The organism is Nonomuraea sp. NPDC059023, from assembly GCF_042740095.1.
In the GTDB taxonomy this organism is placed as follows: domain Bacteria; phylum Actinomycetota; class Actinomycetes; order Streptosporangiales; family Streptosporangiaceae; genus Nonomuraea.
This window is the reverse complement of record NZ_JBHYIO010000036.1, coordinates 96,903-123,488: the sequence shown is the minus strand read 5'-3', so window position 1 is coordinate 123,488 and position 26,586 is coordinate 96,903. Positions and strand designations below refer to the sequence as shown.

Annotated in this window: 28 protein-coding genes; 12 read left to right on the top strand and 16 right to left on the bottom strand. The window is 72.1% G+C overall.

Features of this window, described 5'->3' with window-relative positions:
• Positions 1-6 precede the first annotated feature (6 nt).
• Together ACFWYW_RS44230 and ACFWYW_RS44225 are read right to left on the bottom strand one after the other, a co-directional pair.
• The gene (locus ACFWYW_RS44230; protein WP_379623232.1) at positions 7-1,176 is read right to left on the bottom strand and encodes a sensor histidine kinase; all 1,170 of its coding nucleotides are present in this window, start codon (positions 1,174-1,176) and stop codon (positions 7-9) included.
• Positions 1,173-1,829: a response regulator transcription factor gene (locus ACFWYW_RS44225; RefSeq protein WP_184963320.1), complete on the bottom strand. Its 657-nt coding sequence runs from the start codon at positions 1,827-1,829 to the stop codon at positions 1,173-1,175. The genes ACFWYW_RS44230 and ACFWYW_RS44225 overlap by 4 nt, the downstream gene beginning before the upstream one ends.
• A gap of 112 nt (positions 1,830-1,941) precedes the next feature.
• Between ACFWYW_RS44225 and ACFWYW_RS44220 the strand changes: the two genes are divergently transcribed.
• From ACFWYW_RS44220 to ACFWYW_RS44205, 4 genes are read left to right on the top strand one after another with little or no spacing between them, the layout of a single operon-like run.
• Entirely contained in the window at positions 1,942-3,357 is a 1,416-nt protein-coding gene (locus tag ACFWYW_RS44220) for a phospholipid carrier-dependent glycosyltransferase (RefSeq protein ID WP_379623234.1), read from the top strand.
• A gap of 54 nt (positions 3,358-3,411) precedes the next feature.
• Positions 3,412-4,293, top strand: a complete 882-nt coding sequence (locus ACFWYW_RS44215) for a hypothetical protein (RefSeq protein WP_379623236.1) — start codon at positions 3,412-3,414, stop codon at positions 4,291-4,293.
• 33 nt (positions 4,294-4,326) lie between these two features.
• Positions 4,327-5,235, top strand: a complete 909-nt coding sequence (locus ACFWYW_RS44210) for a hypothetical protein (RefSeq protein ID WP_379623238.1) — start codon at positions 4,327-4,329, stop codon at positions 5,233-5,235.
• A 4-nt stretch (positions 5,236-5,239) separates the two neighbouring features.
• Positions 5,240-6,250 (top strand): hypothetical protein, encoded by a 1,011-nt coding sequence (locus ACFWYW_RS44205; protein ID WP_379623240.1) that lies wholly within the window; start codon positions 5,240-5,242, stop codon positions 6,248-6,250.
• A gap of 4 nt (positions 6,251-6,254) precedes the next feature.
• On the opposite strand, the gene ACFWYW_RS44200 is transcribed toward ACFWYW_RS44205, so the two are convergent.
• On the bottom strand, positions 6,255-7,394 hold the full coding sequence (locus ACFWYW_RS44200) for a glycosyltransferase (RefSeq protein WP_379623242.1): 1,140 nt from the start codon (positions 7,392-7,394) through the stop codon (positions 6,255-6,257).
• Between the two features lie 4 nt (positions 7,395-7,398).
• On the bottom strand, positions 7,399-8,262 hold the full coding sequence (locus ACFWYW_RS44195) for a formylglycine-generating enzyme family protein (protein ID WP_379623244.1): 864 nt from the start codon (positions 8,260-8,262) through the stop codon (positions 7,399-7,401).
• Positions 8,263-8,428: 166 nt separating this feature from the next.
• Here ACFWYW_RS44195 and ACFWYW_RS44190 point away from each other — a divergent pair, with 166 nt between their 5' ends.
• Both ACFWYW_RS44190 and ACFWYW_RS44185 read left to right on the top strand, forming a co-directional pair.
• Positions 8,429-9,376 (top strand): Ppx/GppA family phosphatase, encoded by a 948-nt coding sequence (locus ACFWYW_RS44190; protein WP_379623246.1) that lies wholly within the window; start codon positions 8,429-8,431, stop codon positions 9,374-9,376.
• Between the two features lie 38 nt (positions 9,377-9,414).
• Positions 9,415-9,537, top strand: coding sequence for a hypothetical protein (locus ACFWYW_RS44185; RefSeq protein ID WP_379623248.1), 123 nt, complete (start codon positions 9,415-9,417; stop codon positions 9,535-9,537).
• A 4-nt stretch (positions 9,538-9,541) separates the two neighbouring features.
• Here the strand turns inward: ACFWYW_RS44185 and ACFWYW_RS44180 are convergent, their stop codons facing one another.
• Together ACFWYW_RS44180 and ACFWYW_RS44175 are read right to left on the bottom strand one after the other, a co-directional pair.
• Complete coding sequence (locus ACFWYW_RS44180; RefSeq protein WP_379623250.1) at positions 9,542-9,964, bottom strand: ATP-binding protein; 423 nt, start codon at positions 9,962-9,964, stop codon at positions 9,542-9,544.
• Positions 9,965-10,002: 38 nt separating this feature from the next.
• Positions 10,003-10,548, bottom strand: coding sequence for a TetR/AcrR family transcriptional regulator (locus ACFWYW_RS44175; RefSeq protein ID WP_379623252.1), 546 nt, complete (start codon positions 10,546-10,548; stop codon positions 10,003-10,005).
• 88 nt (positions 10,549-10,636) lie between these two features.
• Here ACFWYW_RS44175 and ACFWYW_RS44170 point away from each other — a divergent pair, with 88 nt between their 5' ends.
• Positions 10,637-12,193 carry an MDR family MFS transporter gene (locus ACFWYW_RS44170; protein ID WP_379623254.1) on the top strand — a complete coding sequence of 519 codons (1,557 nt, stop codon included), beginning with the start codon at positions 10,637-10,639 and terminating at the stop codon, positions 12,191-12,193.
• Here the strand turns inward: ACFWYW_RS44170 and ACFWYW_RS44165 are convergent.
• A complete protein-coding gene (locus ACFWYW_RS44165; protein ID WP_379623256.1) occupies positions 12,180-12,494 on the bottom strand; it encodes an STAS domain-containing protein in 315 nt (104 codons plus the stop codon). The two genes, ACFWYW_RS44170 and ACFWYW_RS44165, sit on opposite strands and share 14 nt — an antisense overlap.
• A gap of 66 nt (positions 12,495-12,560) precedes the next feature.
• Between ACFWYW_RS44165 and ACFWYW_RS44160 the strand changes: the two genes are divergently transcribed.
• Entirely contained in the window at positions 12,561-13,496 is a 936-nt protein-coding gene (locus ACFWYW_RS44160) for a GNAT family N-acetyltransferase (protein WP_379623258.1), read from the top strand.
• An 8-nt stretch (positions 13,497-13,504) separates the two neighbouring features.
• Here the strand turns inward: ACFWYW_RS44160 and ACFWYW_RS44155 are convergent, their stop codons facing one another.
• The 4 genes from ACFWYW_RS44155 to ACFWYW_RS44140 are packed head-to-tail and all read right to left on the bottom strand — an operon-like array spanning position 13,505 to position 18,103.
• A complete protein-coding gene (locus ACFWYW_RS44155) occupies positions 13,505-14,782 on the bottom strand; it encodes an AAA family ATPase (protein ID WP_379623260.1) in 1,278 nt (425 codons plus the stop codon).
• Complete coding sequence (locus ACFWYW_RS44150; protein WP_379623262.1) at positions 14,779-16,206, bottom strand: hypothetical protein; 1,428 nt, start codon at positions 16,204-16,206, stop codon at positions 14,779-14,781. Before ACFWYW_RS44150 ends, ACFWYW_RS44155 begins: the two co-directional genes overlap by 4 nt.
• Entirely contained in the window at positions 16,203-17,303 is a 1,101-nt protein-coding gene (locus tag ACFWYW_RS44145) for a hypothetical protein (RefSeq protein WP_379623264.1), read from the bottom strand. The genes ACFWYW_RS44150 and ACFWYW_RS44145 overlap by 4 nt, the downstream gene beginning before the upstream one ends.
• Positions 17,300-18,103 (bottom strand): hypothetical protein, encoded by an 804-nt coding sequence (locus tag ACFWYW_RS44140; protein WP_379623266.1) that lies wholly within the window; start codon positions 18,101-18,103, stop codon positions 17,300-17,302. The genes ACFWYW_RS44145 and ACFWYW_RS44140 overlap by 4 nt, the downstream gene beginning before the upstream one ends.
• A gap of 110 nt (positions 18,104-18,213) precedes the next feature.
• On the opposite strand from ACFWYW_RS44140, the gene ACFWYW_RS44135 reads away from it, so the two are divergent.
• Positions 18,214-19,923 carry a glycoside hydrolase family 3 protein gene (locus ACFWYW_RS44135; protein ID WP_379623268.1) on the top strand — a complete coding sequence of 570 codons (1,710 nt, stop codon included), beginning with the start codon at positions 18,214-18,216 and terminating at the stop codon, positions 19,921-19,923.
• Here the strand turns inward: ACFWYW_RS44135 and ACFWYW_RS44130 are convergent, their stop codons facing one another.
• Positions 19,924-20,598, bottom strand: a complete 675-nt coding sequence (locus tag ACFWYW_RS44130; RefSeq protein ID WP_379623270.1) for a class I SAM-dependent methyltransferase — start codon at positions 20,596-20,598, stop codon at positions 19,924-19,926. It abuts the gene before it with no gap.
• Positions 20,599-20,678: 80 nt separating this feature from the next.
• On the opposite strand from ACFWYW_RS44130, the gene ACFWYW_RS44125 reads away from it, so the two are divergent.
• Positions 20,679-21,098, top strand: coding sequence for a hypothetical protein (locus tag ACFWYW_RS44125; protein WP_379623272.1), 420 nt, complete (start codon positions 20,679-20,681; stop codon positions 21,096-21,098).
• Positions 21,095-21,718: a TetR/AcrR family transcriptional regulator gene (locus ACFWYW_RS44120; RefSeq protein WP_379623274.1), complete on the top strand. Its 624-nt coding sequence runs from the start codon at positions 21,095-21,097 to the stop codon at positions 21,716-21,718. Before ACFWYW_RS44125 ends, ACFWYW_RS44120 begins: the two co-directional genes overlap by 4 nt.
• Positions 21,719-21,945: 227 nt before the next feature.
• Here ACFWYW_RS44120 and ACFWYW_RS44115 read toward each other — a convergent pair whose 3' ends face one another.
• Complete coding sequence (locus tag ACFWYW_RS44115) at positions 21,946-22,935, bottom strand: phosphotransferase family protein (protein ID WP_379623276.1); 990 nt, start codon at positions 22,933-22,935, stop codon at positions 21,946-21,948.
• Positions 22,932-24,113 (bottom strand): acyl-CoA dehydrogenase family protein, encoded by a 1,182-nt coding sequence (locus tag ACFWYW_RS44110; RefSeq protein WP_379623278.1) that lies wholly within the window; start codon positions 24,111-24,113, stop codon positions 22,932-22,934. The genes ACFWYW_RS44115 and ACFWYW_RS44110 overlap by 4 nt, the downstream gene beginning before the upstream one ends.
• Positions 24,114-24,199: 86 nt before the next feature.
• On the opposite strand from ACFWYW_RS44110, the gene ACFWYW_RS44105 reads away from it, so the two are divergent.
• Positions 24,200-24,538 (top strand): DUF6285 domain-containing protein, encoded by a 339-nt coding sequence (locus ACFWYW_RS44105; RefSeq protein ID WP_379623280.1) that lies wholly within the window; start codon positions 24,200-24,202, stop codon positions 24,536-24,538.
• 156 nt (positions 24,539-24,694) lie between these two features.
• Here the strand turns inward: ACFWYW_RS44105 and mctP are convergent, their stop codons facing one another.
• Together mctP and ACFWYW_RS44095 are read right to left on the bottom strand one after the other, a co-directional pair.
• A complete protein-coding gene (gene mctP / locus ACFWYW_RS44100) occupies positions 24,695-26,305 on the bottom strand; it encodes a monocarboxylate uptake permease MctP (protein WP_379623282.1) in 1,611 nt (536 codons plus the stop codon).
• Positions 26,302-26,502, bottom strand: a complete 201-nt coding sequence (locus tag ACFWYW_RS44095) for a DUF3311 domain-containing protein (RefSeq protein ID WP_379623284.1) — start codon at positions 26,500-26,502, stop codon at positions 26,302-26,304. Before ACFWYW_RS44095 ends, mctP begins: the two co-directional genes overlap by 4 nt.
• Positions 26,503-26,586 lie beyond the last annotated feature (84 nt).

Below are 26,586 nucleotides of genomic sequence, written 5' to 3'. Positions count from 1 at the left end.
CCGGCGTCACCCGGAGGCGTGGTCCAGCGGCAGCTCGACGGTGATCGTCAGCCCGCCCTCTTCCCGGGGCCGCGCGGTGACGGTCCCCCCGTGGGCCTCCGCGATCACGCGCACGATCGACAGTCCCAGCCCGCTGCCCCGATCGGACCGCAGCCGGTCCCCGTGCAGCCGCCGGAACGGCTCGAAGATGGCCTCCAGCTCGTACGGCGGCACCGGCAGCCCGGTGTTGGCCACCACCAGCTCCACCTGCTCGGCCCGGCCCCGCGTCGTCACCCACACCTCGCCCTGCGGGTGGTTGTGGCGGACCGCGTTCTCCACGAGGTTCTGCACGAGCCGCTCGACCAGCACCGCCTCGCCGCTGGTCGGCGCCGCGTCCAGCAGCCGGTGGATGCTCACCTCGGCCTTGGCGGCCTCGACGGCCACCTGGTCGAGCACGTGCTCGGCCACGTCCATCAGGTCGAACGGCCGCCGGTCCAGCAGCGCCCGCTCGCCCTCGGCCAGCGCGAGCAACCCGTCGATGAGCCGCTCGTGCCGGGTGTTGACCAGCAGCAGCGACTCGCCGAGCCGCTTGACGTCTTCGGTGGCGTCGGGACGGCGCACGGCCACGTCGACGAGGGTCCTGTTGATGGTCAGCGGGGTGCGCAGCTCGTGGGAGGCGTTGGCGACGAAGCGCCGCTGGCCGTCGAAGGAGCGGGCCAGGCGGCCGAGCATGGTGTCGAAGGTCCCGGCCAGTTCGGCGACCTCGTCGCGCGGGCCCTCGTAGCCGATGCGCTCGGTGAAGTCGTGGCTCTGGGCGACGCGGCGGGCGTTCTCGGCCATCGCCTTCACCGGGCGCACCGCCCAGGAGGCGGCCCGCCAGCCGACCAGGAACGCCAGGCCGGTCCCCGCGGCCACGGAGGCCAGGCCGATCAGGCGGAGGTTGGCGAGCGTGTCGCGCCGGTAGACCGCCTGGATCTGCATCGCCCGGATGCGGGCGATCTCGTAGGTGTCGGAGAAGCGGGGGTACTCGCCGTAGCCGTACTGCGGGACGTTGACCGCGATGTGGGTCGGCGTCATGAGGCCGGTGCGGTAGGCGAGGCTGTGCTGCACGACGAAGTAGACGGCGGCCAGCACGACGGCGCCCAGCACCAGGAACACCGCCGCGCAGGCGAGGGAGAAGCGCAGGCGCACGCTCATGGGATGCGGTACCCCGCTCCCGGCACGGTCTCGATGACCTGCGGCTCGCCGAGCTTCTTGCGCAGCTTCATCATCGTGGTCCGCACGGTGTTGGTGAACGGGTCGATGTGCTCGTCCCACACCTTCTCCAGCAGGTCCTCGGCCGACACGACGGCGCCCTTGGCCCGGAGCAGCTCGGCCAGGACGCCGAACTCCTTGCGCGCCAGCGGCACGTACCGTCCGTCGCGGAAGACCTGGCGGTGCGCCCAGTCGAGCCGCACGCCCGCGCGGTCCAGCATGGGCGGGTCGGCGGGACGGGCCCGGCGGCCCAGGGCGTGCACCCTCGCCACCAGTTCCTCGAACGCGAACGGCTTCGGCAGGTAGTCGTCGGCCCCCAGCGACAGCCCCGCCACCCGCGCCCGGATGTCGCTCGCGGCCGTGAGCATGAGGACGCGCACCAGCGCCCCGTCGGCGACGACCCGCTTGCACACCTCGTCCCCGTGCACGAGCGGCAGGTCACGGTCGAGGACGAGCACGTCGTAGGCGTTCACCGACAGGCGCTCCAGCGCCGACTCCCCGTCGTAGGCGACGTCCACGGCCAGCGCCTCGGCGCGCAGCCCCTCCGCGATCGAGTCGGCGAGCATGCGCTCGTCCTCGGCGATCAGCACTCGCACTCTTCCCCCAAACGATCTTAAACTCCCGTAAGTCTGGTGATTGTCACATAACCTCCGCGTAACCAGATCGCGTGACGCCGAGGCTACATCCGGGGCGGTGGGCTACCCGCCCGTGACCACCCTGACTTCGACGCACCGGTTGTTCCTGGCCGTTCTCTCTCTGGCCGCGGCGCTGCGCGTGCTCGTCACGCTGGCCTACGACACCGCCCAGCTGTACTGGTACGACTCCTTCACCTACCTCGGCACAGCTCTCCACATGCGCCCGCAGGGTGCCTTCCACCCGGCCGGGTACTCGTGGTTCCTGTGGTTGCTGCGCCCCTTCCACAGCGTCGACCTGGTCGCCGCCGTCCAGCACACCATGGGCCTCGGCATCGCCACGATGATCTATCTGCTCCTGCGCCGCCGCGGCCTGCCCGGCTGGGCCGCGACGCTCGCCGCCGTGCCCGTCCTGTTCGACACCGGGTTCCTGCGCCTGGAGCACGCCGTGCTCTCCGACCTTCAGGTGATCTTCCTGACGATCGGCGCGATCACCGTCCTGCTGTGGCGCGAGCGCGTGGCGCCCGGCGCCGCCGCCGCGGCCGGCCTCATGCTCGCCCTGGCCGGGCTGACCCGCACGGCCGCCGTCCCCCTGATCGGGCTGGCGCTGCTCTTCCTCCTCGTACGGCGGACGCCATGGCGCACCACCGCAGCCATGGCCGCGACCGCCCTGGTGCCCCTGGCGCTGTACGCCGGCTGGTACGCCCAGCACCACGGCCGCTTCGCCCTCAGCGGCTCCGACGGCGTGGCCCTGTGGGCCAGGACGATGACCTTCGCCGACTGCGCCAGGATCCGCCCGCCGGCCGACCTGGCCCCGCTCTGCCCGAACACCGTCCGCCTGGACGCCGCCTCCGAGTACGTCTGGGACCCCGGCGCCTCCCTGAACCTGCTCGGCGACCGCTTCGCCCACAACGACCGGGCCCGCCGCTTCGCCGTCGCCGCGATCACCGCCCAGCCCCTCGACTATCTCCGCGAGGTCGCCAAGGACACCTCGCTGGCCTTCGCCCGGACGCCGATCGCGCACCCGAAACGGGTCTCGGTACCCGACGGCGCCTTCCCCACCGGCGTCTGGAGCCTGCCCGACCACCCCCTCGTCGCTCAGGCCCGCGCCGCCTACGACCCCGGCATCCGCGCCCAGCGCTCCGTCGAACCCTTCGCCGGCCTCCTGGCCCGCTACCGCTGGCCCTGGCTCCTGCACGGCGGCCCCTTCTTCGCCGTGATCCTGCTGGCGGGCCTGTCCGGCGTGGCCCGCCTGCGCCGCCCGGCCCGCCACGCGGTCGTGGACGGCGCGCGGGCCGGGGCCGCCGCCCGCTCCGCCGGTGACGCGCTGCTGCCGTGGGCGGCGGCCGTCTTCCTGCTGGTGGCGCCGGTCGCCGCGCTCGACTTCGACCACCGCTACGTGCTCCCCGCCATCCCGCTGGCCTGCGTCGCGGCGGCGCTGGCACTGAACGGCCTGCGCCGCTCCCTGCCAAAGGGCGGGAAATCGCCGTAGTATCCGGGCAAAACCAGCATTTGGGGGCGCCAGTTGCCGGTACAGCCTGTGAGTGTGGTCATCGACCCAGCGGTCTCCGCCGAGACGGCCGGACTCCTCCGTGCGAACGCTCACCTGCTGGCCAGGATCCGCTTAGGCTGGCGGCCCGAGCCCGTGGCGCGGGACCGCCCCCGCAGAAACCCGTCGAGCCTGCTCCTGCTGCTGGCCACGCCGCCCATGATCGCGCTGGTGGCCGTGCTGCTGGAGTCGCGCGTGGCCCCGGCGGGGTTCGTGGTGCTGGGCGCGTTCGTGGTGCTGGTCCTGGTCAGGATGGCCGCCATCAACGAGAGCCCGCCGGACGGCAGGGTCCACGAGCGGATCGTCTTCGAGCAGGCCCGCTTGAACGAGGGCCGCTACCTGCTGCCCGAGGACTTCGACACCGAGGCGCGGGCGATCCTGGCCCGCGCGCAGGAGGCCATCGGCACCGTCCTGCGCTCCCACGTCAACGCCGAGGGCCTGCTCGACGACATCCGCAACGCCGTCATGCTGCCCGCCCAGGAGTGGGAGATCGCCCGCCTGCTGGCCAAGCTCTCGTCACTGCGCACCGAGCACCGGGCGCTGCTCGGCCGGGGGGTGGCGCCGGAGGTGGCCGAGGTGGTCGCGCCGCTGGAACGTGCCCTCGACTCCAGCGAGGCCGCCGTCCTGGCGCGCGTCGAGGCCCTGGAGGGGTACGCCGGCCACGTGGCCGAGGCCGAGGCCGCCTACCATGCCCGCGGCCAGATCGAGGAGCTCAGGGCCAGGCTGCCCCGCTACGAGGAACTGCTGGCCGAGTCGGGGGCGGACGCGCTGGCCGTACCCGAGATAGAACGGCTCGCCGAGGACGCCGGCCACCTCGAACGGGCCTTACGGCGGAGCGTGACTTCCGCACACGAGGCGTTTCGCCATCTCGAAGGCTGACATTAGGACAGAACGTTACATAGGATCATTTGCGTGTCCGGGCGTCAGGCGAAAGTGGTTGTCGATCCAACCGTTCCCGACCAGGCGGCGGAGCTGTTACGGCAGCACCGCAAGCTTCTCGTCCGCATGCGCGGTGGCTGGGCGCCGCCGCACAAACGGCGCAGCGTGGCGGCGCGCATCACCTACAAGATCATTCTGATCGCGATGGCGTCCTCGGCGACCGTGGCCGCGCTGGCCTTCTTCCGCGCCGCGCACTACACCACGTTCGCGTTCATCATGACCGGCGTCTCCTTCCTCATCCTGGCCTCCCTGCTCAAGCCCAACCCGGACGCCGAGGTGGAGAAGCAGCTCGACTCCGAGCTCGACGTCTACGAGTGCGCCCGGCAGTACCAGGGCCGGTTCGTGCTGCGCGAGGACCTCGACGAGACGGCCAGGGCGCTCATGCTGCGCGCGCACTGCGCGATCGACACCGTCACCGAGTCGCGGGTCAACGCCGAGGGGCTGCTGGACGGCGCGCGTAACGCGATCATGCTGCCCGCGCAGGAGTGGGAGATCGCCCGGCTGCTGGCCAAGCTGTCGGGGCTGCGTTCGGAACACCGCGAGGTGATGTCCGAAGGCGTCACCCCGGAGGTGCTCGCGGTCTCCGAGCCGCTGGCCAGGGTGCTGGAGGGCAGCGAGCGGGCGGTGACCGAGCGCGTCGAGGCGCTGGAACGCTACGCCGGGCACGTGCGCGACGCCGAGCGCGCCTTCCGCGCTCGCAGCCAGATCGAACGGCTGACCGCCAAGCTGCCCCGCTACGAGGAACTGCTGGCCGAGTCGGGCGCCGACGGGCAGGCGGTGCCCGAGCTGACCGAGCTCGCCGACGACGCCGGCCGGCTGGAGCAGGCCCTGCGCGACAGTGTCAGCTCGGCGCACGAGGCGTTCCGGCATCTGGAAAGATAAGCCGATGGCCGATGTCATCGTAGATCCCGACGTGCCGGACCATCACGCTCATCTGTTACGGCGCCACGGGCCACTGCTGGCCAGGATCCGCCGCGGATGGGCGCCACCACGACGGACCGACGCGAGCCCGGCCCACAAGCAGAAGATGCAGCTCGGCCTGGCGGCGGCGCTCTCCATCGTGCTGGTCATCACCGTCATCAACTCCGGCTTCGACGGCTTCGGGTTCCTGCTCGGCGTCGTCACCGTGATCATCTTCATGACCGCGATCCTCCGGCGCGACATCGACCCCGCGGAAGACGAGCGCGAGGCCACCCTGCGGGAGGTCTACGAGCAGGCCCGCAGGCACGAAGGCCGCTTCATCCTCCTCGGCGACCTCGACGAGTCCTCCCAGCGGCTGCTGGGCAGGGCCGGCCGGGCGATCCAGGCCGTGCTCGCCTCCCGGGTCAACGCCGAGGGCCTGCTCGACGACGTGCGCAACGGGGTCATGCTGCCGGCCGAGGAATGGGAGATCGCCCGGCTCCTGGCCAAGCTGTCCTCCTTACGCGTCCAGCACCACAGGACGATCTCGACCGGTCTCGCGCCCGAGGTGGAGGCGGTCGCCGCGCCGCTGGCCAGAGCGCTCGACAGCAGCGAGGCGGCCGTCGTGGCCCGGGTGGAGGCGCTGGAACGCTACGCCAACCACGTGGCCGAGGCCGAGCGGGCCTTCCACGCCCACCACCAGATCGAGGAACTGCGGGGGCGGCTGCCCGAGTACGAGGAACTGGTGGCCGAGTCGGGGGCGGACGGCTTCGCCGTACCGGAGCTCGATCGGCTGGCGGACGACGCGGACCGGCTGGAGCAGGCGCTGAGGCGGAGCGTGCGCTCCGCCCACGAGGCCTTCCGCCACCTCGACCCGCACGACCGGCAGGAGGACCCCAGAAGCATCGGCCCCGGCGACACCCCGCACCTGGGCGCCGGGCCGGGCGATCCTCGCGAGAGGGACACCAGACCGGGCGACACCTGGCCGGGCGGCTGAGGGCTCAGCCCCTGCCGGAGCCCGCGGCGGCCTGCAGCAGCACGTCGGCCAGCGCGTCGGCGGCGTCCACGCGGCCGAGCTTGCGTGCCGCCTCCGCCATCGCCGCCCGCAGCGCCGGGTCGGCCAGCATCGGCATCAGCTCCGCCAGCAGCATCTCGGCCGTCGGCCGCGGCTCGAGCAGCGCCCGCGCCGCCCCGGACGAGGCCAGGTAGGAGGCGTTCTTGCGCTGCTCGTCGCCGCCGGTCGGGATGAGCGGGACCAGGACCGACGGCTTGCCCACGGCGGTCAGCTCCGAGACCGTCCCCGCGCCGCTGCGCGCCACCACCACGTCGGCGGCGGCGAACAGGTCGGGCAGTTCCGCGCCCACGTAGGGCACGGGGTGGTAGCGGTCGGCCAGCCCGGGAGGCAGCGGCACGGCCCGCATGTGCTCGATCCACGCCGGGCCGCACTGGTGCACGATCTGCGCGTGCCGCAGCAGCACCGGCAGGCTCTCGGAGATCAGCGTGTTGATCTGCTTGCTGCCCTGGGCGCCGCCGGTCACGTAGATGAGCGGCACCTCGAAGGTGAGCCCGAAGTGGTCGTAGGCGGCGGCCCGGTCGCCGCGCAGCAGCTCGGGGCGGATCGGGTTGCCGGTCACGACCGCCTTGGTACGCGCGGACGCGGGCAGGTACTCCAGCGACGACTCGTGCGACAGCGCGATGCGGGTGGCCAGCCGGGACAGGATGCGGTTGGCCAGGCCCACCACGGTCGTCTGCTCGTGCATGACCAGCGGGCGGCGGATCAGCTTGGCCGCCACCCCGATCGGCACCGCGACGTAGCCGCCGGTCGACAGCACCACGTCGGGCAGGTACTTGGCGGCGTGCCCGACCGCCTGCGCGACGCCCACGGGGATGCGGAAGACGTCGGCGATGTTGGTGCCCAGCTCGCGCAGGTTGGGACGGCGGCGCAGCTTGCCCGTCGTGATCGCCTTGAACGGGATGCCGTGCTCGGCGGTGATCCTGGCCTCCAGGCCGTTCGCGGTGCCCACCCAGAGCACGTCGTGCGGCAACTGCCGCCGTTGCACCGCGGCCAGGGTGGTGAGGGCCGGGTACGTGTGACCGCCGGTGCCGCCGCCGGTGATCAGGAGTCGCAGGGTTCGTGCCATGCGATCAGAGTATTGCCGTACAGCGGAAACCGGTGTGCCCAGTCGAGGAGTCCGGCGTGTTCATCGTGCGCGCGGCGACCCGGTAGCGGTTGCAGTAGGAGTCGTGGCACATGTACGAACCCCCGCGAATGACCTTAGCGTCGCCGGCCTCCGGACCTGTGGGATTTTCCGCGAAATCCCACCATGAGGTGCCCCACCAGTCGGCCGTCCACTCCCAGACGTTGCCGGAGACGTTGTAGAGCCCGTAACCGTTCGGCTGGAAGGACTTCACCGGCACGGTGCCTTTGCTGGGCGCACTGGGGAAGGGCCCCTCCCAGATGTTGCACCGGCGGCGTCCCTTGGGCGCGAGCTCGTCCCCCCACGGGTACTTCGCCCGTTCCAGCCCGCCGCGTGCCGCCTTCTCCCATTCGGCCTCGGTCGGCAGCCGCTTGCCGGCCCAGGTGGCGTAGGCGTGGGCGTCGTTCCACGACACGTGCACGACCGGATGGTTCTGCCGGTCGCCCACCGTCGACCCGGGGCCCTCCGGCGTCCGCCAGGCGGCCCCTTCGACACCCGCCCACCAGGGCGCCTGCGGCACCGAGGCGTCCATGATCCCGCCGGTGGCGAAGGGCCGGAACACGAACGACCACCCGATGGCCTCCGCCTCGGTGACGTACCCGGTCTCCTTCGCGAACGTCGCGAACTGCGCGTTGGTCACACACGCCGGGTCGATGAGGAAGGCGTCGAGCCGCACCTCCCGCACGGGCCCCTCGCCGTCGCCCGGCCGCCCGTCGGCGTCGTCGCCGCCCATCAGGAACGCCCCGCCCGGCACCCGCGCCATCCCGCGCGGCGCCTGCCGCCTGGGCGTCACCTCCACCTGGTACGGCACCGCCTCAGCATCCCTGCTGGGCCCGCAGCACGACTCCACCTGCACCCCTTCGCCCGTCCCGGTTTCCTAGGCAGGGTAGCCCCCGCGTATGCCCGCATATCATCCGATCCCCGCGAGCAGACCCTCCGCTTCGCCGCAAGGCCCGTGGACCGGTAGCGTTCCTGCCATGCGACTCGGCGTTCTGGACATCGGCTCCAATACCGTCCATCTCCTCGTCGTGGACGCCCACCGCGGCGCGCGTCCCATCCCCGCCTACTCCCACAAGGAGGAGCTGCGCCTGTCGGAGCACTTGGAGAAGGGCAACACGCTCTCCTCCAAGGGCGTCGAACGGCTCGGCGCCTTCGTCGAGGAAGCGCTCCAGATCGCCGAGGACAAGGGCGTGGAGGACTTCCTGGCCTTCGCCACCTCCGCCGTCCGCGACGCCGCCAACGGCGAGCAGGTGCTCTCCGAGATCGACGCCCGCTGCGGCGTCGACATCCAGACGCTCACCGGCCAGGACGAGGCGAGGCTCACGTTCCTCGCCGTGCGCCGCTGGTTCGGCTGGTCGTCGGGCCGGCTGCTCGCCTTCGACATCGGCGGCGGCTCCCTGGAGCTGGCCGCGGGCGTGGACGAGGAGCCGGACGTGGCCGTCTCGCTCCCGCTGGGCGCCGGGCGGCTGACCCGCGACTGGTTCACCGCCGACCCGCCGCCCGTCGCCGAGGTGCGCAAGCTCCGCAGGCACGTACGCGCCGAGATCGCCCGCACGGTCGGCGACATCGTCCGCTACGGCCAGCCCGACCGCGCCGTGGCCACCTCCAAGACGTTCAAGCAGCTGGCCAGGCTGGCCGGCGGCGCCCCCTCCAGCGACGGCCCGTACGTCTCGCGCTCGCTGACCAGGGAGGCGCTGGCCGACTGGACGGTCAAGCTCACCACGATGGACGCCGCCACCCGCCGTCAGCTGCCGGGCGTCTCGGAGGGCCGGGCGATGCAGCTGGCCGCGGGCGCCATCGTGGCCGACGCCACCATGGACCTGTTCGAGGTGGAGCGCCTGGAGGTCTGCCCGTGGGCGCTGCGCGAGGGCGTCATCCTGCGCCGCCTCGACCTTCTCCCCAGCCGTGTGGTGCGCACCACATAAACGCATATCTTGCGCTAAATCGGGCAGGGCATGGTGCCATGTTGACGATGCTCGGCATGGCCGCCTCCCTGACGATCACCCTCCTGCTGTGCTTCCTGGCCGTTCTGCTCATCTCGGCGCTCACCCTCGTCGTCCTCGGCGTGCTGGCCAGACCCCGCTGAACGGTCAGAGGGACAGGCCGGCGGCGCCGGCCTCGAAACGCAGCCGCTTCTCCAGCGACACGACCGCGCCGTTCTCGCGCCGGTTGGTGAAACGCACGTCATCGGCCAGCGCGCGCATGATGAGCAGCCCCCGCCCGCTCTCCGCGCTCTCCTTGGGCTCGCGGACCTGGTGGGGGTCGAAGCCGCCGCCGGTGTCCACGACCCTGATCACGCACAGGTCGTCGTGGACGCCGGCGGTCACCATGTACTCGTCGCTCGGCGCGGCGTGCCGTACGACGTTGGTGCACGCCTCGCTCAGCATGAGCTCGATGTCGTCCCTGACCTGGGGGACGACGCCGAGCGATCGGAGGGTGCCGTCGAACATCTGGCGGATGAGCGGCACGCTCGCGGCATCCCTGGGCAGTCTCAGCGCGATGGTCGCCTCCATGGGCGCACCATGCCCGAAACCCCGCTGGTTATGCGTCCCTAAGACTCCAGCAGGCTGATCGCGACCTCCAGGGTCGCCTTCCTGCGCTCCTCCGGGCCGGCGTCCACGTCCTGGGTCAGCCACATGCCCGCGTGCAGGCTGAAGATCGCCAGCGTGCGCCTGATCCTCGTGGTCAGCGGGTCACCGGGCTCGACGAGCTCGGCGACCACCTCCAGCATCTTCTCCCGCATCCGCAGGATCTTCGGGTGGTCGCGCAGGGCCGTCTGGTTGCGTTCGAGGAACCGCGCCAGCCCGGCCTGGCGCGGCTGGTCGAGGCTCTCGGCGTAGCGGACGATGAGCTCGCGCCGGGTCTCGGGCGTGCGGGGTTGCGCCCGCAGCCACTCCAGCAGTTCCTCGACCTCGGCGACACGGTCGTCGGCGAGGCTCGCGACGATGTCGTCCTTCGTCTTGAAGTGGTAGTAGAGCGCGGCCTTGGTGACGCCGAGCTCCTCGGCGATCTCCCGCAGGGAGGTCGCCTCGTAGCCCTGCTCGGTGAAGAGCCTGAGGGCGATCTGCTGGATCCGCGATCGGGTGTCTTCCCGCAATGTGCACCTATTTCGAGGGATGGGTACGTAGTCTAGTCTAAGCTTGCCGGTCGGCAAGTAAGTAAGATCCAAAACCGGGGGTGTAATCGTGGAAAGACGGCGCGAAGTCATGGTCGTCCTCCCTGGCCTGATGCTCGCGATGGTCCTGGCGATGCTCGACAACATGATCGTGGGTACGGCGATGCCGCGCATCGTCGGCGAGCTGGGCGGCGTCACCCATCTGTCCTGGGTCGTCACCGCCTACGTGCTGGGCACCACCGTCTCCACCCCGATCTGGGGGAAGATCGGGGACCTGTACGGACGCAAGACCATCTTCATGGTCTCCATCGTCATCTTCATGATCGGTTCGGTGCTGTGCGGCATGGCCGGATCGGAGCTGCTCGGCGGCCCCGAGGGCGGCATGATGGAGCTCATCGCCTTCCGCGCGATCCAGGGCCTGGGCGCCGGCGGCCTCATGGTCAACGTCATGGCCATCATCGGCGATCTCGTCCCGCCCCGCGAGCGCGGCCAGTACCAGGGCATCACCGCGGGCGTCATGTCACTGGCGATGATCGCCGGCCCGCTGGTCGGCGGCTTCATCACCGACCACCTCGACTGGCGCTGGGCCTTCTACGTGAACCTGCCCGTCGGCGGCCTCGCCCTCGCCTGGCTCGCGGTCAAGCTCAAGCTCCCCAAGCACGTCAACCAGGTGCGCATCGACTGGCTGGGCGCGATCCTGCTGTCGATCAGCATCACCGCGATGGTGCTCGTCACCGCCTGGGGCGGCGGCCAGTACGCGTGGAACTCCCCGCAGATCCTCGGCCTGGGCGCGCTGGCCGTCGTGACGCTGGCCGCGTTCATCCCGATCGAGCGCCGCGCCGCCGAGCCGATCATGCCGCTGCAGCTCTTCCGCAACCGCAACTTCACGCTGATCTCGGCCATCGGCTTCCTGCTGGGCTTCGCGATGTTCGGCGCGATCAACTTCCTGCCGCTCTACCAGCAGACCGTCCAGGGCGCCTCGGCCACCAACTCCGGCCTGCTCCTGCTGCCGATGATGGGCGCCGCGATGGTCGTCTCGATCTTCGTGGGCAAGGCCATCACCGCCACCGGCAAGTACAAGCTCTACCCGATCCTCGGCGGCGCCGGCATGGCGCTGGGCATGTGGCTGCTCTCGCTCATGGGCGTGCTCACCCCGGAATGGCAGACCGGCCTGTTCATCGGCGTGCTCGGCGTCGGCATGGGCTTCCTCATGCAGACCACGATGCTCATCGCCCAGAACAGCGTCGAGCAGCGCGACCTCGGCGTCGCCTCCAGCACCTCGACGTTCTTCCGCTCCATCGGCGGCTCGTTCGGCGTGTCGGTGTTCGGCGCGATCTTCAACAACCACCTGCTGTCCGGGATGACCGAGCGCCTCGGGGCGGAGGAGGGCGCGCGCCTGGCGGGTGGCGGGGGCCGCCTGGACCCGGCGACGCTGGCCGCCATGGCGCCGGGTCAGCGCGCCGGAGTGCTGGAGTCGCTGGCCGGGGCCACCTCCAACATCTTCTGGTGGGCCATCCCGTTCGCGGTCGTCGTACCGCTGCTGGCGCTGTTCATCAAGGAGATCCCGCTGCGCGGCGGCGCGCCCGAGCCCGCGCAGGAGCCCGAGGAGTCGCTCAAGGGAGCCTGAACAGCTGGTCGAGCGCGGTCACCTTGAGCAGCCGGCGCAGGTGCGGGCTGACCGCGACCAGCCGCAGCGCCGCGCCCTCCGACTCGGCCTGCTGGTGGAGCCGGACGAGCGCGGCCAGGCCGGAGGAGTCGATGAAGGAGATCCCGGCCAGGTCCAGGTCGAGACGGTGGTAGCCGGGCTCGAACACCAGCCCGGAGAGTTTTGCCGCAGTGTCGAAGGCGAGGTCGCCGGTCAGTGAGAGCCTGACGGTGCCCGGCGCGGGAGTGGCGACCTCGACGCGCAGCGGGGTCTTGTCGAGCACGCCCCCAGCCTACGACGAGGGAAAAATCGGAGGCGGAAAACCCGATAGATCGGGACAATATCCTGCATGAACACCCATCGGATCCGGCGCCCGCAGATCGAGGACGCCGCCGCCATCCACGACCTCGTCTCCGCCTGCGACCTGGCGGTGCTCGGCCGCGTCGACACCACGCTCGACGACATCGCCGACGAGCTGGTCGAGCCCGAGTTCGACCGCGACACCGACGGCTGGCTGGCGGAGGACTCCGATGGGCGCCCGGTCGGCTGGGCCTGGGCCTGCCGCAAGGGCGACAGCGACAACGTCGACGTGGAGGTCCTGGTACGGCCCGGCACCGAAGGCCTGTCCGCGGGCCTGTGGGCGCTGGTGCTCGGCAGGGCCAAGGAGATCGCCGCCGAGCTCGGCCACGGCGGCGCCACCGTCGACATCGGCGTCTACCGCGCCGACGAGGCCAAGCGGGCCGAGGCCGGCGCCAAGGGCTTCCAGCCCGCCACCAGCTTCCACCGCATGCGCGTCGACTTCACCGCCCCGCCCGCGGCCCCGGAACCGCTGCCCGGCCTCACCCTGCACACCGGCGAGGACGAGGAGGTACGCCGCCAGGCCCACCTCGTCCACCAGGAAGGCTTCGCCGACCACTTCGGCTTCATCAAGGTCGGCTACGACGCCTGGTACCAGCGGCGCGAGGCCCAGAGCGTCAACGACTGGTCACAGCTCATCGTGGCCAGGATGGACGGCGAGCCCGCCGCCATGCTCCACGCCAACAACGCCTTCGTCCCCGACGAGGACTGCGGCTACGTCGGCACGCTCGCCACCCTGCCCGCCTACCGGGGCCGCGGCCTGGGCCGCCACCTGCTGCTCCAGGCGTTCGCCGCCGACGCCGCCCGGGGCAGGAAGGGCACCATCCTGCACGTCGACTCCAACAACACCACTCCGGCGCTCGGTCTCTACACCTCGGCCGGCATGAGCCCGGTCATGGTCATCGACGTGTGGCGCCGCCGGATCTGAGAACGCCGTCAGGCCCTGACCCGGTGCGCGGCCAGATGCTCCAGCACCGACTGGTTGGCCTCCCACCCGTCGGGGAACTTCACCGGCACGCCCAGCTGCACCGGCTCGGCCGACGGGTGGGCGTCCAGGAGTTCGGCGATGCCCGCCCGCGCCACCACCACGCACGCGTGCCGATGCCGTGAGGCCAGTACGCACAGCCGTCCCGACTCCAGGTGGAAGGCGGTCGCGTCGCGCCGCCCCGACAGCGGGTGCAGCACGATCGTCACGTCGTACTCGCGGCCCTGCAGCCGGTTGGCGGTGTCCACGGTGATCTCCGGCGGCAGCCCCGCGTTCCTGATCGCCGCCACCTGGTCGCGGTGGGCCGCGCCGACCGCGATGCGCTCGGCCGTCACCGGCCGCTCGCCCTGCTCCGAGCTCGCCACCGCGCCCCGCTGCAGCAGCCGCGCCGCCAGCAGCGCCACCGCCCGCACCGCCTCGCCGTCGGTACGGACCGTGTGCCGGTCCGGCAGCTCCAGCAGCGACCACCCCGAGCGCGCCGCCTCCTCAAGCGCCCGGTCGTGCACGGTCCCGAGCCCGCCGGTGCTCAGCTCCAGCCGGCGCTCACCGGGGCCCGTGCCCGAGGTGAAGCCGGTGAACGGATAGAAGGCCCGCGAGACCACCGGCGCCGCCGAGGCCGGCAGCCGCCACGAGACCGGCAGCCGGTGCACCGGCAGGTCTCCGTTGTGGCGCAGCAGGACCGACACCGCGCTCTGCAGCGGATCCCACGACAATCCCGACCAGCGGTCGGCCTCCACGATCGAGAACGGGTCGAGCTGGCCGGGATCGCCCACGAACAACGCCCGCTCGAACAGCCCGGCGATGCGCAGCAGCTTGTCCGAGCGCATCTGGTACGCCTCGTCCACGATCGCCCACGGCCAGGTACGCCCGGAGATCCACGCCCACTTGTCGGAGGTGGCCAGGACGATGTCCGGGTCGCCCAGGTCCTGGATGCGGGTGCCGACGGTGACGCCGGGAAGTTCCAGCAGCCGGCGCGGCGCCACGTACCCGCCGGCCGACAGCCGCCCCACGGTCAGATCCGGGTGCTTGTCGCTGATGCGGGTGACCAGGTCGTCGACCTGCTCGTTGGTCTGCGCCACGATCATCAGCGGCTCGCCGGTCGCCGCGATGTGCGCCGCGGCCCGCACGACGAGCGTCGACTTGCCCGCGCCGGGCGGGGAGTCGACCACCACGCCGCGGTGCTTGGGCAGGTCGGCCAGGACGTTCCTGATGACCTCCTCGGGGCTCACTCCCACGCCTCCCTGGCGTCGTCGTCGTTCGGCACGTACTCCAGCGGCGGGCCGCCGTGCGTCCACGGGGTCGCCTCGGGCTCGGGCAGCGTCGCGGCGCCCTGGAAGTCGTCGGTCAGCGTGGTGTAGCAGACCCGCTCGCCGACCTCGGGGACCGAGCCGGGGGCGGGCGCCTTGCCCCGGCCCATCCCCTTGGTGATCTTCAGGGTGACCAGGCCGCCGGCCGCCTCGACCAGCTCGGCGCCCTGGCCCTTGCGCTGCGGGGTGCCGAGGGCGCTGCCGGGCGGCAGCCGTACCGGATCGTCGGTCTTGACCACCACGAGCGGGCGCAGCTTGCGCGAGCGGCCCTCGCCCTCGCAGTGGTCCGGCTCGGTCTGCACCACCTCGCCGGCGAACGCCTCGCCCGACAGCCGATGGTCGGCCATGATCAGCGGGTCGTCGTAGGCGCGCTGCACGTCGTAGGAGGCCTGGGCGCGCTCCATGCGCGACAGGCGGGAGGCGGCGGCGACCGCGCCGTCGCGGCGGGCCTGCGGCGGGCCGCCCTCGGCGAGCTGGGTGGCGAAGCCGCTGTAGGAGCCGCGGTCCAGCTCCCACCGCTGCGCCACGCTCGCGCCCTCGGGCAGCGCCCGCAGCAGGTCGAGCGCCTGCCACATCAGCCGCCACGTGGGCTCCAGCTGGGTGCGCAGCGCCTCGGTGATGCGCTCGGCCGAGCCGTTCTCGATCGCGGGCGCGAGCACCTCGGAGTCGAAGCCGGGGTCGGTGGCGGGCCCGGCGGGCGGCCAGACCAGCGGGTCCTCTGCCTCGTCGGAGGGGCGCCCCTCGACCCACGCCATCAGGGCGGCCAGGTTGGCGTCCTCCAGCGCGCTCTGCCCGCTGGCCCAGTGGCGGCCCAGCTCCTCGGTCACGGCCAGCGTCAGCGACGAGCCCGGGTAGGCGGCGCGCTCGGCCAGATAGGTCAGCCAGCGGCCCAGCAGCGGCACGCCCTCCGGCACCGGGTACGGGCCGTCGGTGCGGCGAAAGCGGGTCGAACGGCCCAGCAGCGCGGTGAACGCCACGCCCACGCGGTTGGGCAGCAGCACCTGCGGCGCGTCGAGCGCGCGCTCGTAGGGGTCGGCGTTCTTGCGCTCGACCGTCTCGGTGTCGGCCAGGAAGCTCTCCAGGTACGGCAGCAGCAGCCCGGCCAGCTCCGCGGTGAAGGCGAAGCGCAGGTCGCGGTTGCGCGGCTGGGCCACCACGAGCAGCTGGGGCGCCTGCCGGTCGGTGCCGAACATGGCGGCCAGGGGCGCGGCGGCCTCGCCGGACAGCTTCAGCGGGATGAACACCATCGGCCGCTCGGACAGATGGCAGTGCCGTACGGTCGCGATCGGCTGCGCCCGGCCCTCCTGCAGGGCGCGCAGCTTGGCCAGGCTCGTCAGGAGACTCATGCGAGGCAGTCCTGGCGCAGCCGCTCGGCGCCGCGCAGCAGGCGGGCGATCTCCTCCTGCCCCTCGCGCGGGGCCCGGGTGCCGTCGGCCAGGCCGAGCGCCTCCTCGACGCTGGCCACGCCGCCCAGCTCGTCGCGGACGTTGCGGCCCAGCAGGTCGGAGGCGCCCTCCTCGCGGGCCTCGTCCCGGCAGAAGAAGCACAGGTCGCAGGTGGACAGGCAGTCGGGCGCGTAGCGGGCGGCGACCCCGCGCAGCGCGTCGGCCAGGTCTGCGGCGCGGCGCAAAGGCAGGCCGTCCTCGCCCGGCTCCAGGTCGAAGGTGAGCTCCTCCGGCAGCTCCTCCAGCAGCCGGTCGAGCGTGGTCATCCTGGTCAGCTGCCTGCGCAGCACCGCGAGCTGCCTGCGCACGTCCACCAGCTTCGCGACCGGGCGGTTGGCGAAGTTCTCCGGGCAGACCAGGACCACGTCGTGGGAGACGGCCAGCGGGTCGTGGCCGAGCTCCTCCAGCATCGTGCGCAGCGCCAGCACGTACACGGCCGCCTGCCGCGCGGCCGCCGCCACCGCGGCCGGGTCGGCCTGGCCGTCCACGATCGCGAACGACTTGATCTCCACGACGTGGAAGCGGCCCTCCAGCTGGAAGGCGACCACGTCCGGCTCCAGGTAGGCGGTGTGGCCGGCGATGTCCAGGCTCAGCAGCGGGTGGTCGTAGAGCGTGCCCGCGTCGTGCTCGCCCCTGGCCGCCCGGTCGAATAGCGCGCGGGTGTGGGCGTGGCGCAGGTGCGCGCCCACGTTCTCCACGTCGTGGTAGGCGACCTCGGCGATCGGCAACTCCAGCAGTTCGCGCAGCATGCGCAGCAGTTCGGCGCAGCCGTCGGACTTGACCAGCGCCTCGAACTGGTTGCCGCGGGTGATCGCGAACGGCGACTGCCCGAACGGCGCGGGAAAGCCCAGATGCCGCGCGGCCGCGTCCTTGTCCACCCCCGCGCCGTCCATGAGCGCCCGGCGCGCGCAACCCGGATTCGCGGCCAGCGCCGCGATGGCCCGGGCGTCGTGCGGTTTCGGCGGTGTCGTCCCCCGCAGCGCGTCGATCCGTCTCACGCCGTGATCCCTTCCTTGCCGAGGGCGCCGACGTTGGCGGCGCTCAGGAGCGCGGCGCCGAACAGCCGCGCGGGGTCGTCCAGTTGCTCGCGCGCGCGGGCCGCCAGCCCGGCCCGGTCGCGCGTGTCCCGATCCAGGTGTACGGCCAGCTCCGCCAGCGCCATCTCGGCCACGCGGCCGGGATCGACGTCCTTGCCCAGCTCGACCAGTTCGCCGCCGGGGATGTTGCGCCCCATCCTGGCCACCAGGCGCAGCGACTCCGGTGACGGGCCCGCGCTGCGCTGGATGTGCAGGGCCACCGCCGCCGCGCAGGTCAGGAAGTCGACTCTCGGGCTCAGCGGGCCCACCACCCGCCGCTCCAGCGGCCAGGTGCTCAGCGTGAGCAGGCCGCGGGCGGGGGAGAGGCGGTCGGTCAGGGCGGCGCACAGATAGTACGGCCGGCCGTACGGGCTGGAGCGGAAGGAACGTTCCTCGTCGCGGCGGATGCTGGTGAGCTGCGCGGAACGCAGCCCGCCGGAGAAGAACGCCTCGCTCACGGCCACGATCAGCCGGGGCTGGGCGGGGGCGCCGAGCGCGTCGAGCGCCTGGTGCACCCGTTCGCGCACGGTCGTGGTGCCGGCCCGCTTGCCGCCCGGGGTCTGGACGGGGGAGCTGACCAGGGAGTCCCAGGTGCGTTCCGCGGCGCGCAGGTCGGCGCGCAGGGCCCGGGCGGTGACCGCGTCACGGGCGCGCATGGCGCGGCGCACCCCGGCGCGGAGCTCGTCGATGCGCCTCTCCAGCTGGTCCAGCCGGTCACTCATGGCGCGAGGGTAGCAGGAGTTCCAGTATTTCCCAGTAATTTCGGCACGCGGCGGCGTGGCGCATGGCGCGAACCTCTGGTAGAGAAGTTGATGATACGTATAATCACGCCATGACCTACAAGGACCCCTCACTCCCCACCGCGGCGCGGGTCGACGACCTCGTGGCCAGGATGACCCTGCCGGAGAAGGCGGGGCTGCTGTTCCACACCATCGCCTGGTTCGCGCCGCCGCCGGGGGCCGAGACCGCCGAGAGCATGATCGACGGCAGGCACATGAACCACTTCAACGTGCTCGGCGGCGGCTCGCCGCGCGAGATGGCCGAGTGGCACAACGCCCTGCAGGAGCGGGCCGCCGCCACCCGGCTGGGCATCCCGGTGACGCTCTCCACCGACCCGCGCCACTCCTTCTCCGGCAACCCGGGCGCGTCGATGATGGCCGGGGCGTTCTCGCAGTGGCCGGAGCCGCCGGGGCTGGCGGCGATCGGCTCCGCGGAGCTGGTCCGGAAATTCGCCGACATGGCGCGGCAGGAGTACCTGGCCGTCGGCATCCGCGTCGCCCTCCACCCCCAGATCGACCTGGTCACCGAGCCCCGCTGGTCACGCGCCAACGGCACCTTCGGCCAGGACGCCGAGCTCACCTCCCGCCTCGTGCGCGCCTACATCCTCGGCTTCCAGGGCGAGCGCCTCGGCCCCGGCAGCGTCGCCTGCATGACCAAGCACTTCCCCGGCGGCGGGCCGCAGAAGGACGGCGAGGACCCCCACTTCGCCCACGGCCGCGAGCAGGTCTACCCCGGCGGCCGGTTCGAGCACCACCTGAAGCCCTTCGAGGCCGCCTTCGCCGCCGGAACCTCGCAGATCATGCCCTACTACGGCATGCCTGTCGGCACTGAGCACGAGGAGGTCGGCTTCGGCTTCAACAAGGGCGTCATCACCGGCCTGCTGCGCGAGCGCTACGCCTTCGACGGCATCGTCTGCACCGACTGGGGCCTGATCACCGACGCCTTCATCATGGGCCAGGAGATGCCCGCCCGCGCCTGGGGCGTGGAGCACCTCACCCCCGCCGAGCGCGTGCTGAAGGCGATCGAGGCCGGCGTCGACCAGTTCGGCGGCGAGGCCTGCCCCGACCTGATCACCGAGCTGGTCGAGGCCGGGCGGATCAGTATGGAACGGCTGGACGTGTCGGTGCGGCGGGTGCTGCGGGAGAAGTTCACGCTCGGGCTGTTCGACGCGCCCTTCGCCGACCCTGACGTGGCCGAGGAGGTCGTCGGGCGGGCCGACTTCGCGCGGGCCGGGTTCGAGGCGCAGACGGCCTCGCTCACCCTGCTGAAGAACGGCCCGCTGCCGCTGGCCGAGGGCGTGCGCCTGTACGTGGAGGGTGTCGACGCCGACCTGGCCGCCGGTTACGGCAAGGTCGTCGCCACGCCGGAGGAGGCCGACGTGGCCGTGGTACGGCTGGCCGCGCCGTACGAGCCGCGGCCGGGCGCCTTCGAGGCCTTCTTCCACTCCGGCAGCCTCGCCTTCCCCGCCGCCGAGATCGACCGGATCACCCGCCTGCAGCGCACGGTGCCCACCGTCGTGGACGTCTACCTGGAGCGGCCCGCGGTCTTCCCCGAGATCGCCGAGGGCGCCGCCGCCGTGGTCGCCGACTACGGGGCGAGCGACCGGGCGCTGCTGGAGGTGCTGTTCGGGCGGGCCGAGCCGAAGGGGCGGCTGCCGTACGAGCTGCCGCGGTCGATGGCGGCCGTCGAGGCGAGCCCGTCCGACGTCCCGGGCGGCACCGCAGACCCGCTCCACCCCTTCGGGCACGGCCTGCGCTACTGATCAGTCGCGTACGGCCAGCACCCAGCTGTGGTCGTCGGTCAGGAACCGATCCAGCCGCAGCCCGGCCCGCTCCAGTTCGGCCCGGAGGTCGTCGTCGGTCAGGCGCCGCGACCAGAACGACTGGGTCCACACCCGCTCGTCCTGCGTGTACCGCATCGTGGAGGCGACCACCCCGGGCCGCACCGGCTCCAGCGCCGCGAGGGTGATGCTGAGGTTGCCCGTGGTGCGCCCCCGGCCGACCTCCCACGCGTCGTGCTGCTCGGCCGGGGTCCACTGGATGAGGACGGCGCCGCCGGGCCGTACGTGCCGTGCGCACGCCGACAGCAGGTCGTGGCGCGCGCCGTCGTCGGCGGTGTTGACCAGGTAGGAGGCGAGCAGTACCGCGTCGAACTCGCGCTCCAGCCGCAGTTCCTGCGCCCGCGCCCGCACGGTCCGCGCGCCGCGCACGTGCGCGAGCATCTCCGCCGACTCGTCCACGGCCACGACGTCGTGACCGAGCGCGAGCAGGGGATGGGTGAGCCGCCCGACTCCCGAGCCGATCTCGAGGATCGACGCGCCGGGCGCGAGCGCGCCGCTGACGATCTCGGGCTCGCCGTTCGGCTCGATGAGGAGATAGAACTCAACAGGGGATCCGTCAGGTGTGATCGAACCAGGACCAGTGCCACTGTTAGCCATGTATCCACGCTAAAGCCTGTACTCCCGGCCGTCTGTCCCAAGATCGAGACATTGCCTGGATTCCACGGGACGATGAAGACGTGGGACGTCACCTGGCCGCCACCGCGGTGGGCCTGCTCGCGCTGCCCGCCGTCTACTACCTGACCGAGGCCGGCGCGCGGGCGCTGCGCGCCGGCTACACCGGCTTCGGCCCGAGCCCGGCCGGATTCGGCTACCTGAGCGCCGTGGCCGCGCTGGCCGGGCTGCTGACCGGATGGCAGCGGCTGTCCCCGCTGGCCGCGATCATCTGCGGGCTGCCGCTCGTCGCGCTCGGCGCCCTGTTCGCCACGCGGCTCGACCTCGCGCTGCTGGTCGCGGCGGGGCTGCCCCGCTGGGGCGCGCTGCCGGGCGAGCCGCCGGGCACCCTGGCCGGGGTCACCGGCCTCTACACGGTCGTCGGCGCGCTGCTGGTGACCTCGGCGCTGCTGCGCGGACGGGAGCGATCTATCCTTGCCGGGTGAGGGGACGCAGCCCGGACCGGCGCAGGGCGCTGCTCGACGCCGCCGACCGGGTGATCGAGCGTGACGGGCACGAGGTGTCGATGGCCGCGATCGCCGCGGAGGCCGGGATCACCAAGCCCATCCTCTACCGCCACTTCGGCGACAAGAGCGGCCTCTACCAGGCGCTGGCCGACCGCCACGTGCGCACCGTCATCGACCGGCTGCGCCCGCAGTTCACCGAGGGCGGCGGCGACCTGCGCTCGCGCGCCCGCGCCGCGATCGCCGTCTACCTCGACCTGATCGGCGCCAACCACAACCTCTACCGCTTCCTGTTCCACCGGGCCAGCGCCGAGGACAGCAAGATCCGCAGCCACATGACCACGCTGGTCAGAGGTCTCGGCGAGGAGCTCGCGCAGGTGCTGGTGGCCGAGGGCGTCACCCCCGATCCGGTACGCGCCCAGGTGCTCGGCCACGCCTTCATCGGCATGGTCCAGACGACCGCCGACTGGTGGCTCGACCACCCCGGCGTCGACCCCGGCGAGGTCGTCGACGGCCTGGCCGAGGTGATCGTGGCCGCGCTCGTCCCGCGCCCGGTCAGCCCCCGAACCGCGGCAGCTTCCCGTGGGCGCGCGCGTACCTGAGCGCCCAGGCGAACAACCCCAGCGTCAGCCCGAGACAGACGACGTCGAGCCCGGCTCGTGCTCGACGAGCCGACCGCCAACCTCGACCCCGACGCGGGCGACCGCGTCAGAGGGCTGCTCGGCGACCTGGCCCGCACGAACGGCAGCGCCATGCTGATCACCCCCACAACCTGCGCGAGGTGGCGCGCATGTGCGACCGGATCCACTTCATGGCCGGCGGCCGGATTTCAGGGGGTGCCGAGCAGTTCCAGCAGGTCCCACTCGGTCTCGCACACCCGCCGCCCGATCGCCGCCAGCTCCACCGAACGCGCGCCGCCGGCCAGGTGCCGCATCGTCTGCATGACGCAGATGACGCCCCACTTCAGCACCCCGAACGCCTCCCACCACCGCAGCGCCTCCCGGTCCACCGCGTACCCCGAGGCCTCCTCGTAGGCGTGGACCAGCTCGTCGTAGGTGCCGAAGCCGCCCACCGGCGCCTTCTGCCCGAACCGCCACGCCTTCACGCACAGCCAGCCGAGGTCCTCGACCGGGTCGCCGGCGTGGGCCAGTTCCCAGTCGAGCACCGCCCGCACGCCCTCGGGCCCCACGATCAGGTTCCCGTTGCGGAAGTCGCCGTGCACGACCGTCCGCCGCGCGCCGTCCGGCCGGGTCGCCGCCAGCCTGCGCAGGGCCAGCTCGAACACCGGATGCGGCTGCCCGGTCAGATCCAGCACCTCGCGCCACTGGGTCAGCGGATCCGCGTCCTGCTCCCCGGGCAGGGCGCCGAGCGGCATCCGGTGCACCGCCGCCAGCGCCCGCCCGCACTGCGCGGCCAGTAGCGGCCGGGCGTGCCGGTAGGCGTCGTCGCGCAGGATCTTGCGCGGGATCGTCTCCCCGTCCACCCGCGCCATGAGGATGTAGGAGTCCCCGGAGGCGACGATCTCCGGGACCGGCACGCCCGCCTCGGCGGCGGCGCGCATCAGAACCGCCTCGGCCGCCAAGCCGCCGCCGGTCTCCGGGGACGCGCCGGTGTTCGGGGAGGTGCCGGGGTTCAGGGGTGTGCCGGGGGAGTCCAGGCGCAGGATGAGGGCCCGCTCGCCGCCGGGCGTGTCCACGTCGAGCGACCAGGTCTCGCGTGAGGCGCCGCCGGGCAGCCGCGCGCTCGACAGCACCGCCGCCCCCGCGCCCAGCGCGTCCCGCACGATGTCCGCCACCCGGTCGCCGGTGTGCGCGCTCATCGCAGGCCGAACTCCCACGAACCGCCGCTCGTGTACGCGCCCAGGACCCGCCTGCCGACCGAGTCGATGTGCACCTCGTCGGGGCCGTCGTAGATGCGTCCGGCGCGGGCGTGCCGGTACATCCGGTCCAGGGGCGTGTCGGGGGTCAGGCCCGCCGCGCCGTACACCTGGATGGCCCGGTCGATCACGTTGTGCAGCATGCGCGCCCCCACCACCTTGATCGCCCCGATCTCGACGCGCGCGTCCGAACCGGCGTCCACCGCCTGCGCCGCGTGCAGGGTGAGCAGCCGCGCGGACTGGATCTCGGTGTAGGAGTCGAAGACGTGCTGGCGCATGAGCTGCTTCCTGGCCAGCGGCTCCCCGAACGCCGTGCGCCCGTGCAGGCGGCGGCACATCAGGTCGAAGGCCCGCTGCGCCTGCCCGAGCCAGCGCATGCAGTGGAAGATCCGGCCTGGCCCGAGGCGCTTCTGGGCGATGACGAAGCCGTGCCCGCGCTCGCCGAGCAGGTTGGCGGCCGGGACGCGGACGTCCTCGTAGCGCACCTCGCAGTGGGCGCCGCCGAGACCGAGCACGGGCGTCTCGCGGACGATCGTGTAGCCGGGCGTGCCGGTCGGCACCAGGATCATGGAGAAGGCCAGGTGGGGCGGGGCCTCCGGCTCGGTGCGGCACATCACGGTGGTGTAGGCGGCGCGGGAGGCGCCGGTGGTGAACCACTTGTGGCCGTTGATGACCCATTCGCCGCCGTCGAGCACCGCTTCGGTCTGGATCTGGGTGGGGTCGCTGCTGGAGATCTCCGGCTCGGTCATCGCGAAGCTCGGCCAGATGTCGCCACGCACGAGCGGCTCCAGGTAGCGCTCACGCTGGCCGCTCGAGGCGTGCTCGTGCAGCATCAGGGAGTCCTGCAGCGTGAACGTCCCGAGCGCGAGCTGGCCGAACTCGCTGCGCCCCTGCACCTCGTTGACGTAGACGTAGTCGAGGAACGGCAGGCCGCCGCCGCCCAGCTCACGCGGATGGCCGAGCGCCCACAGGCCCTCCTTCTTGGCCTCCTCCTGCAGCTCGCGCAGGGTGGCGGCGTCGCCGTCGCACAGGGCGGGCTCGGCGGGCTCGACCCGCTCGGTCATGAACGCGTGGACGGCGTCGCGAACCGGCCGGACGCTGTCGGGTACGGCGAAGCTCATGAAAGGATCACACCGTCTATCCGTTGCCCGGTCAACGGATAAGCGGTCACTTTCCAACGTCTTCGGCGGAGCGGAGAGGAGGCGCCATGGCGGCGCCGCACGACGTGCCCGACGCGGCCCAGCTGGTCGCGGCGGTCAGGCAGTTCCTGGAGGCCGACGTGTTGCCGGCGGTCGAGGGACGGGTGCGCTTCCACACGCGGGTGGCGATCAACGTGCTCGGCATGGTGGAGCGGGAGATCGAGCTGGGCCCGGCCCAGGCCGCCGAGCACGCGGAACGGCTGGCCGGGCTCGGCGTGGGCAGTGACGCGGAACTGGCCGCCCGGATCAGGGAGGGCCGCGCCGGCGACCCGGAGCTGCTCGCCGCCCTGACCGCGGCCGTGCGCGCCAAGCTCGACGTCGCCAACCCCGGTTACGCGGCCCCGTGACGCCGTCCCGCGGTCCGGGCGGGTGGCGAGGCGCAGATCACCGCCCGCCCGAACCGGGGCACGTACCGTCTGCACGGGGGCGACGGACGGGGCGTGCCCATTTGTCCACGGTGTTCCCGCGGAGGTTGCATCAACGTTGCCCCTCCGCGCCGGCCGCTAGTGCGGTGCGGACACGTCCAGGTCCTTGACCCGGGGGTCGCCCTCGTCGGCGAAGTACTCGTCGCGCCGCGTGCCGTCCTCGCCGTCGGCCACCTTCGCGGCCCGCAGGGCCACGGTGACGACGGCGGCCACCAGGAGGTTGACGGCCAGGGCGATGACGCCGGCGTAGACGGTCGTCTTCGTGTCGAAGCCGAGCTCGCCCAGCGAGAACGCCGAGCCGCCGAAGTGCAGCTTGCCGGAGGCGGGGTTCGGGATGGTGTAGAGCATCCACATGCCGGCCGCCAGGCCCAGGGCCCAGCCGGCGATGAGGCCGCCCTTGTGGAACCACCGGGTGTACAGGCCCAGGGCCACCGAAGGCAGCGTCTGCAGGATGATCACACCGCCGATGAGCTGCAGGTCGATGGAGAACTGCGGGTCCAGCAGCAGGATGCACAGCACCGCGCCGACCTTGACCACGAGCGAGACGAGCTTGGAGACCGTGGCCTCCTGCTTGTCGGTGGCGTTCTTGTTGAAGTACTCGCGGTAGATGTTGCGGGTGAACAGGTTCGCCGCGGCGATGGACATGATCGCGGCGGGCACGAGCGCGCCGATGGCGATCGCGGCGTAGGCGACGCCGGCGAACCAGTCGGGGAACATGTTGTCGAACAGCACCGGGACGACCGTGTTGCCGATCGGCTTGCCGTTCTCGCCGATGACGGGCTTGGTGCCGGCGGCGATCGCCATGTAGCCGAGCAGGGCGATGAGGCCGAGCAGGAAGCTGTAGGCGGGCAGCGCGGACATGTTGCGCTTGATGACGGTGCGGTTCTTGGCGGCCAGCACGCCGGTGAGGCTGTGCGGGTAGAGGAACAGCGCCAGCGCCGAGCCGAAGGCCAGCGTGATGTACTGCAGCTGGTTGCCCGCGTTCAGCAGCAGGCCGTCACCCGGGGCGGGGGACTTGCCGAACTTGGCCGCGGCCGCGTCGAAGATGTTGCCCCAGCCGCCCAGCTTGATCGGGATGTAGATGACCGCGGCCAGGATCACGATGTAGATCAGCGAGTCCTTGACGAAGGCGATCAGCGCGGGGGCGCGCAGGCCCGACTGGTAGGTGTAGGCCGCCAGGATGGCGAAGGCCACGATGATCGGCCAGTGGCCGGTGACGCCCATCGACTGCAGCACGGCCTCGATGCCGACGAGCTGCAGCGCGATGTAGGGCATGGTCGCGACCAGCCCGGTGACGGCCACGACCAGCGCCAGCGTCGGTGAGCCGAAGCGCGAGCGCACGAAGTCGGCCGGGGTGACGAAGCCGTGCACGTGCGAGACCGACCACAGCCGGGTCAGCACGAGGAAGACCAGCGGATAGATCACGATGGTGTACGGCACCGCGTAGAAGCCCAGCGCGCCCGCGCCGAACACCAGGGCGGGCACCGCCACGAAGGTGTAGGCGGTGTAGAGGTCGCCGCCGACCAGGAACCAGGTGATCCAGGTCCCGAAGTTGCGCCCGCCGAGGCCCCACTCGTCGAGGCTCTCGATGTCCTTCGGCTTACGCCAGCGGGCGGCCACGAAGCCCATGCCGCTGACCAGGGCGAACAGCGCGATGAAGACGACCAGTTCGGTCGTGTGCCCGCTCACTTGGTCATCCTGTAGACGACCACGGTGCAGGCGACGCCGACGAGGATGAAGGCGAGCTGCAGCCAGTAGAACAGCGGGAAGCCCATCAGCCGGGGTTCGTCGGCGTTGAACAGGAACGTGCACAACGGCAGCACGATCGGCACGATCAGCAGCCAGTTCCACGGGCTTTTGTCGGTGCGAGGTGGCGGCTCGGCCATGACCCCTCCGGTATGACAGTGGTTCGCGAGTGAGGGGACACTAGCGTCACAACCCAGACCGCCCAATGACTGAAATATCACGTT

What these genes read in the sequence shown, in the direction of transcription:
- ACFWYW_RS44230 (WP_379623232.1), bottom strand. Translation starts at nt 1,176, where the DNA reads ATGAGCGTGCGCCTGCGCTTCTCCCTCGCCTGCGCGGCGGTGTTCCTG.
- ACFWYW_RS44205 (WP_379623240.1), top strand. Translation starts at nt 5,240, where the DNA reads ATGGCCGATGTCATCGTAGATCCCGACGTGCCGGACCATCACGCTCAT.
- ACFWYW_RS44200 (WP_379623242.1), bottom strand. Translation starts at nt 7,394, where the DNA reads ATGGCACGAACCCTGCGACTCCTGATCACCGGCGGCGGCACCGGCGGT.
- ACFWYW_RS44190 (WP_379623246.1), top strand. Translation starts at nt 8,429, where the DNA reads ATGCGACTCGGCGTTCTGGACATCGGCTCCAATACCGTCCATCTCCTC.
- ACFWYW_RS44185 (WP_379623248.1), top strand. Translation starts at nt 9,415, where the DNA reads ATGTTGACGATGCTCGGCATGGCCGCCTCCCTGACGATCACCCTCCTG.
- ACFWYW_RS44180 (WP_379623250.1), bottom strand. Translation starts at nt 9,964, where the DNA reads ATGGAGGCGACCATCGCGCTGAGACTGCCCAGGGATGCCGCGAGCGTG.
- ACFWYW_RS44160 (WP_379623258.1), top strand. Translation starts at nt 12,561, where the DNA reads ATGAACACCCATCGGATCCGGCGCCCGCAGATCGAGGACGCCGCCGCC.
- ACFWYW_RS44150 (WP_379623262.1), bottom strand. Translation starts at nt 16,206, where the DNA reads ATGAGTCTCCTGACGAGCCTGGCCAAGCTGCGCGCCCTGCAGGAGGGC.
- ACFWYW_RS44140 (WP_379623266.1), bottom strand. Translation starts at nt 18,103, where the DNA reads ATGAGTGACCGGCTGGACCAGCTGGAGAGGCGCATCGACGAGCTCCGC.
- ACFWYW_RS44135 (WP_379623268.1), top strand. Translation starts at nt 18,214, where the DNA reads ATGACCTACAAGGACCCCTCACTCCCCACCGCGGCGCGGGTCGACGAC.
- ACFWYW_RS44130 (WP_379623270.1), bottom strand. Translation starts at nt 20,598, where the DNA reads ATGGCTAACAGTGGCACTGGTCCTGGTTCGATCACACCTGACGGATCC.
- ACFWYW_RS44115 (WP_379623276.1), bottom strand. Translation starts at nt 22,935, where the DNA reads ATGAGCGCGCACACCGGCGACCGGGTGGCGGACATCGTGCGGGACGCG.
- ACFWYW_RS44110 (WP_379623278.1), bottom strand. Translation starts at nt 24,113, where the DNA reads ATGAGCTTCGCCGTACCCGACAGCGTCCGGCCGGTTCGCGACGCCGTC.
- ACFWYW_RS44105 (WP_379623280.1), top strand. Translation starts at nt 24,200, where the DNA reads ATGGCGGCGCCGCACGACGTGCCCGACGCGGCCCAGCTGGTCGCGGCG.
- ACFWYW_RS44095 (WP_379623284.1), bottom strand. Translation starts at nt 26,502, where the DNA reads ATGGCCGAGCCGCCACCTCGCACCGACAAAAGCCCGTGGAACTGGCTG.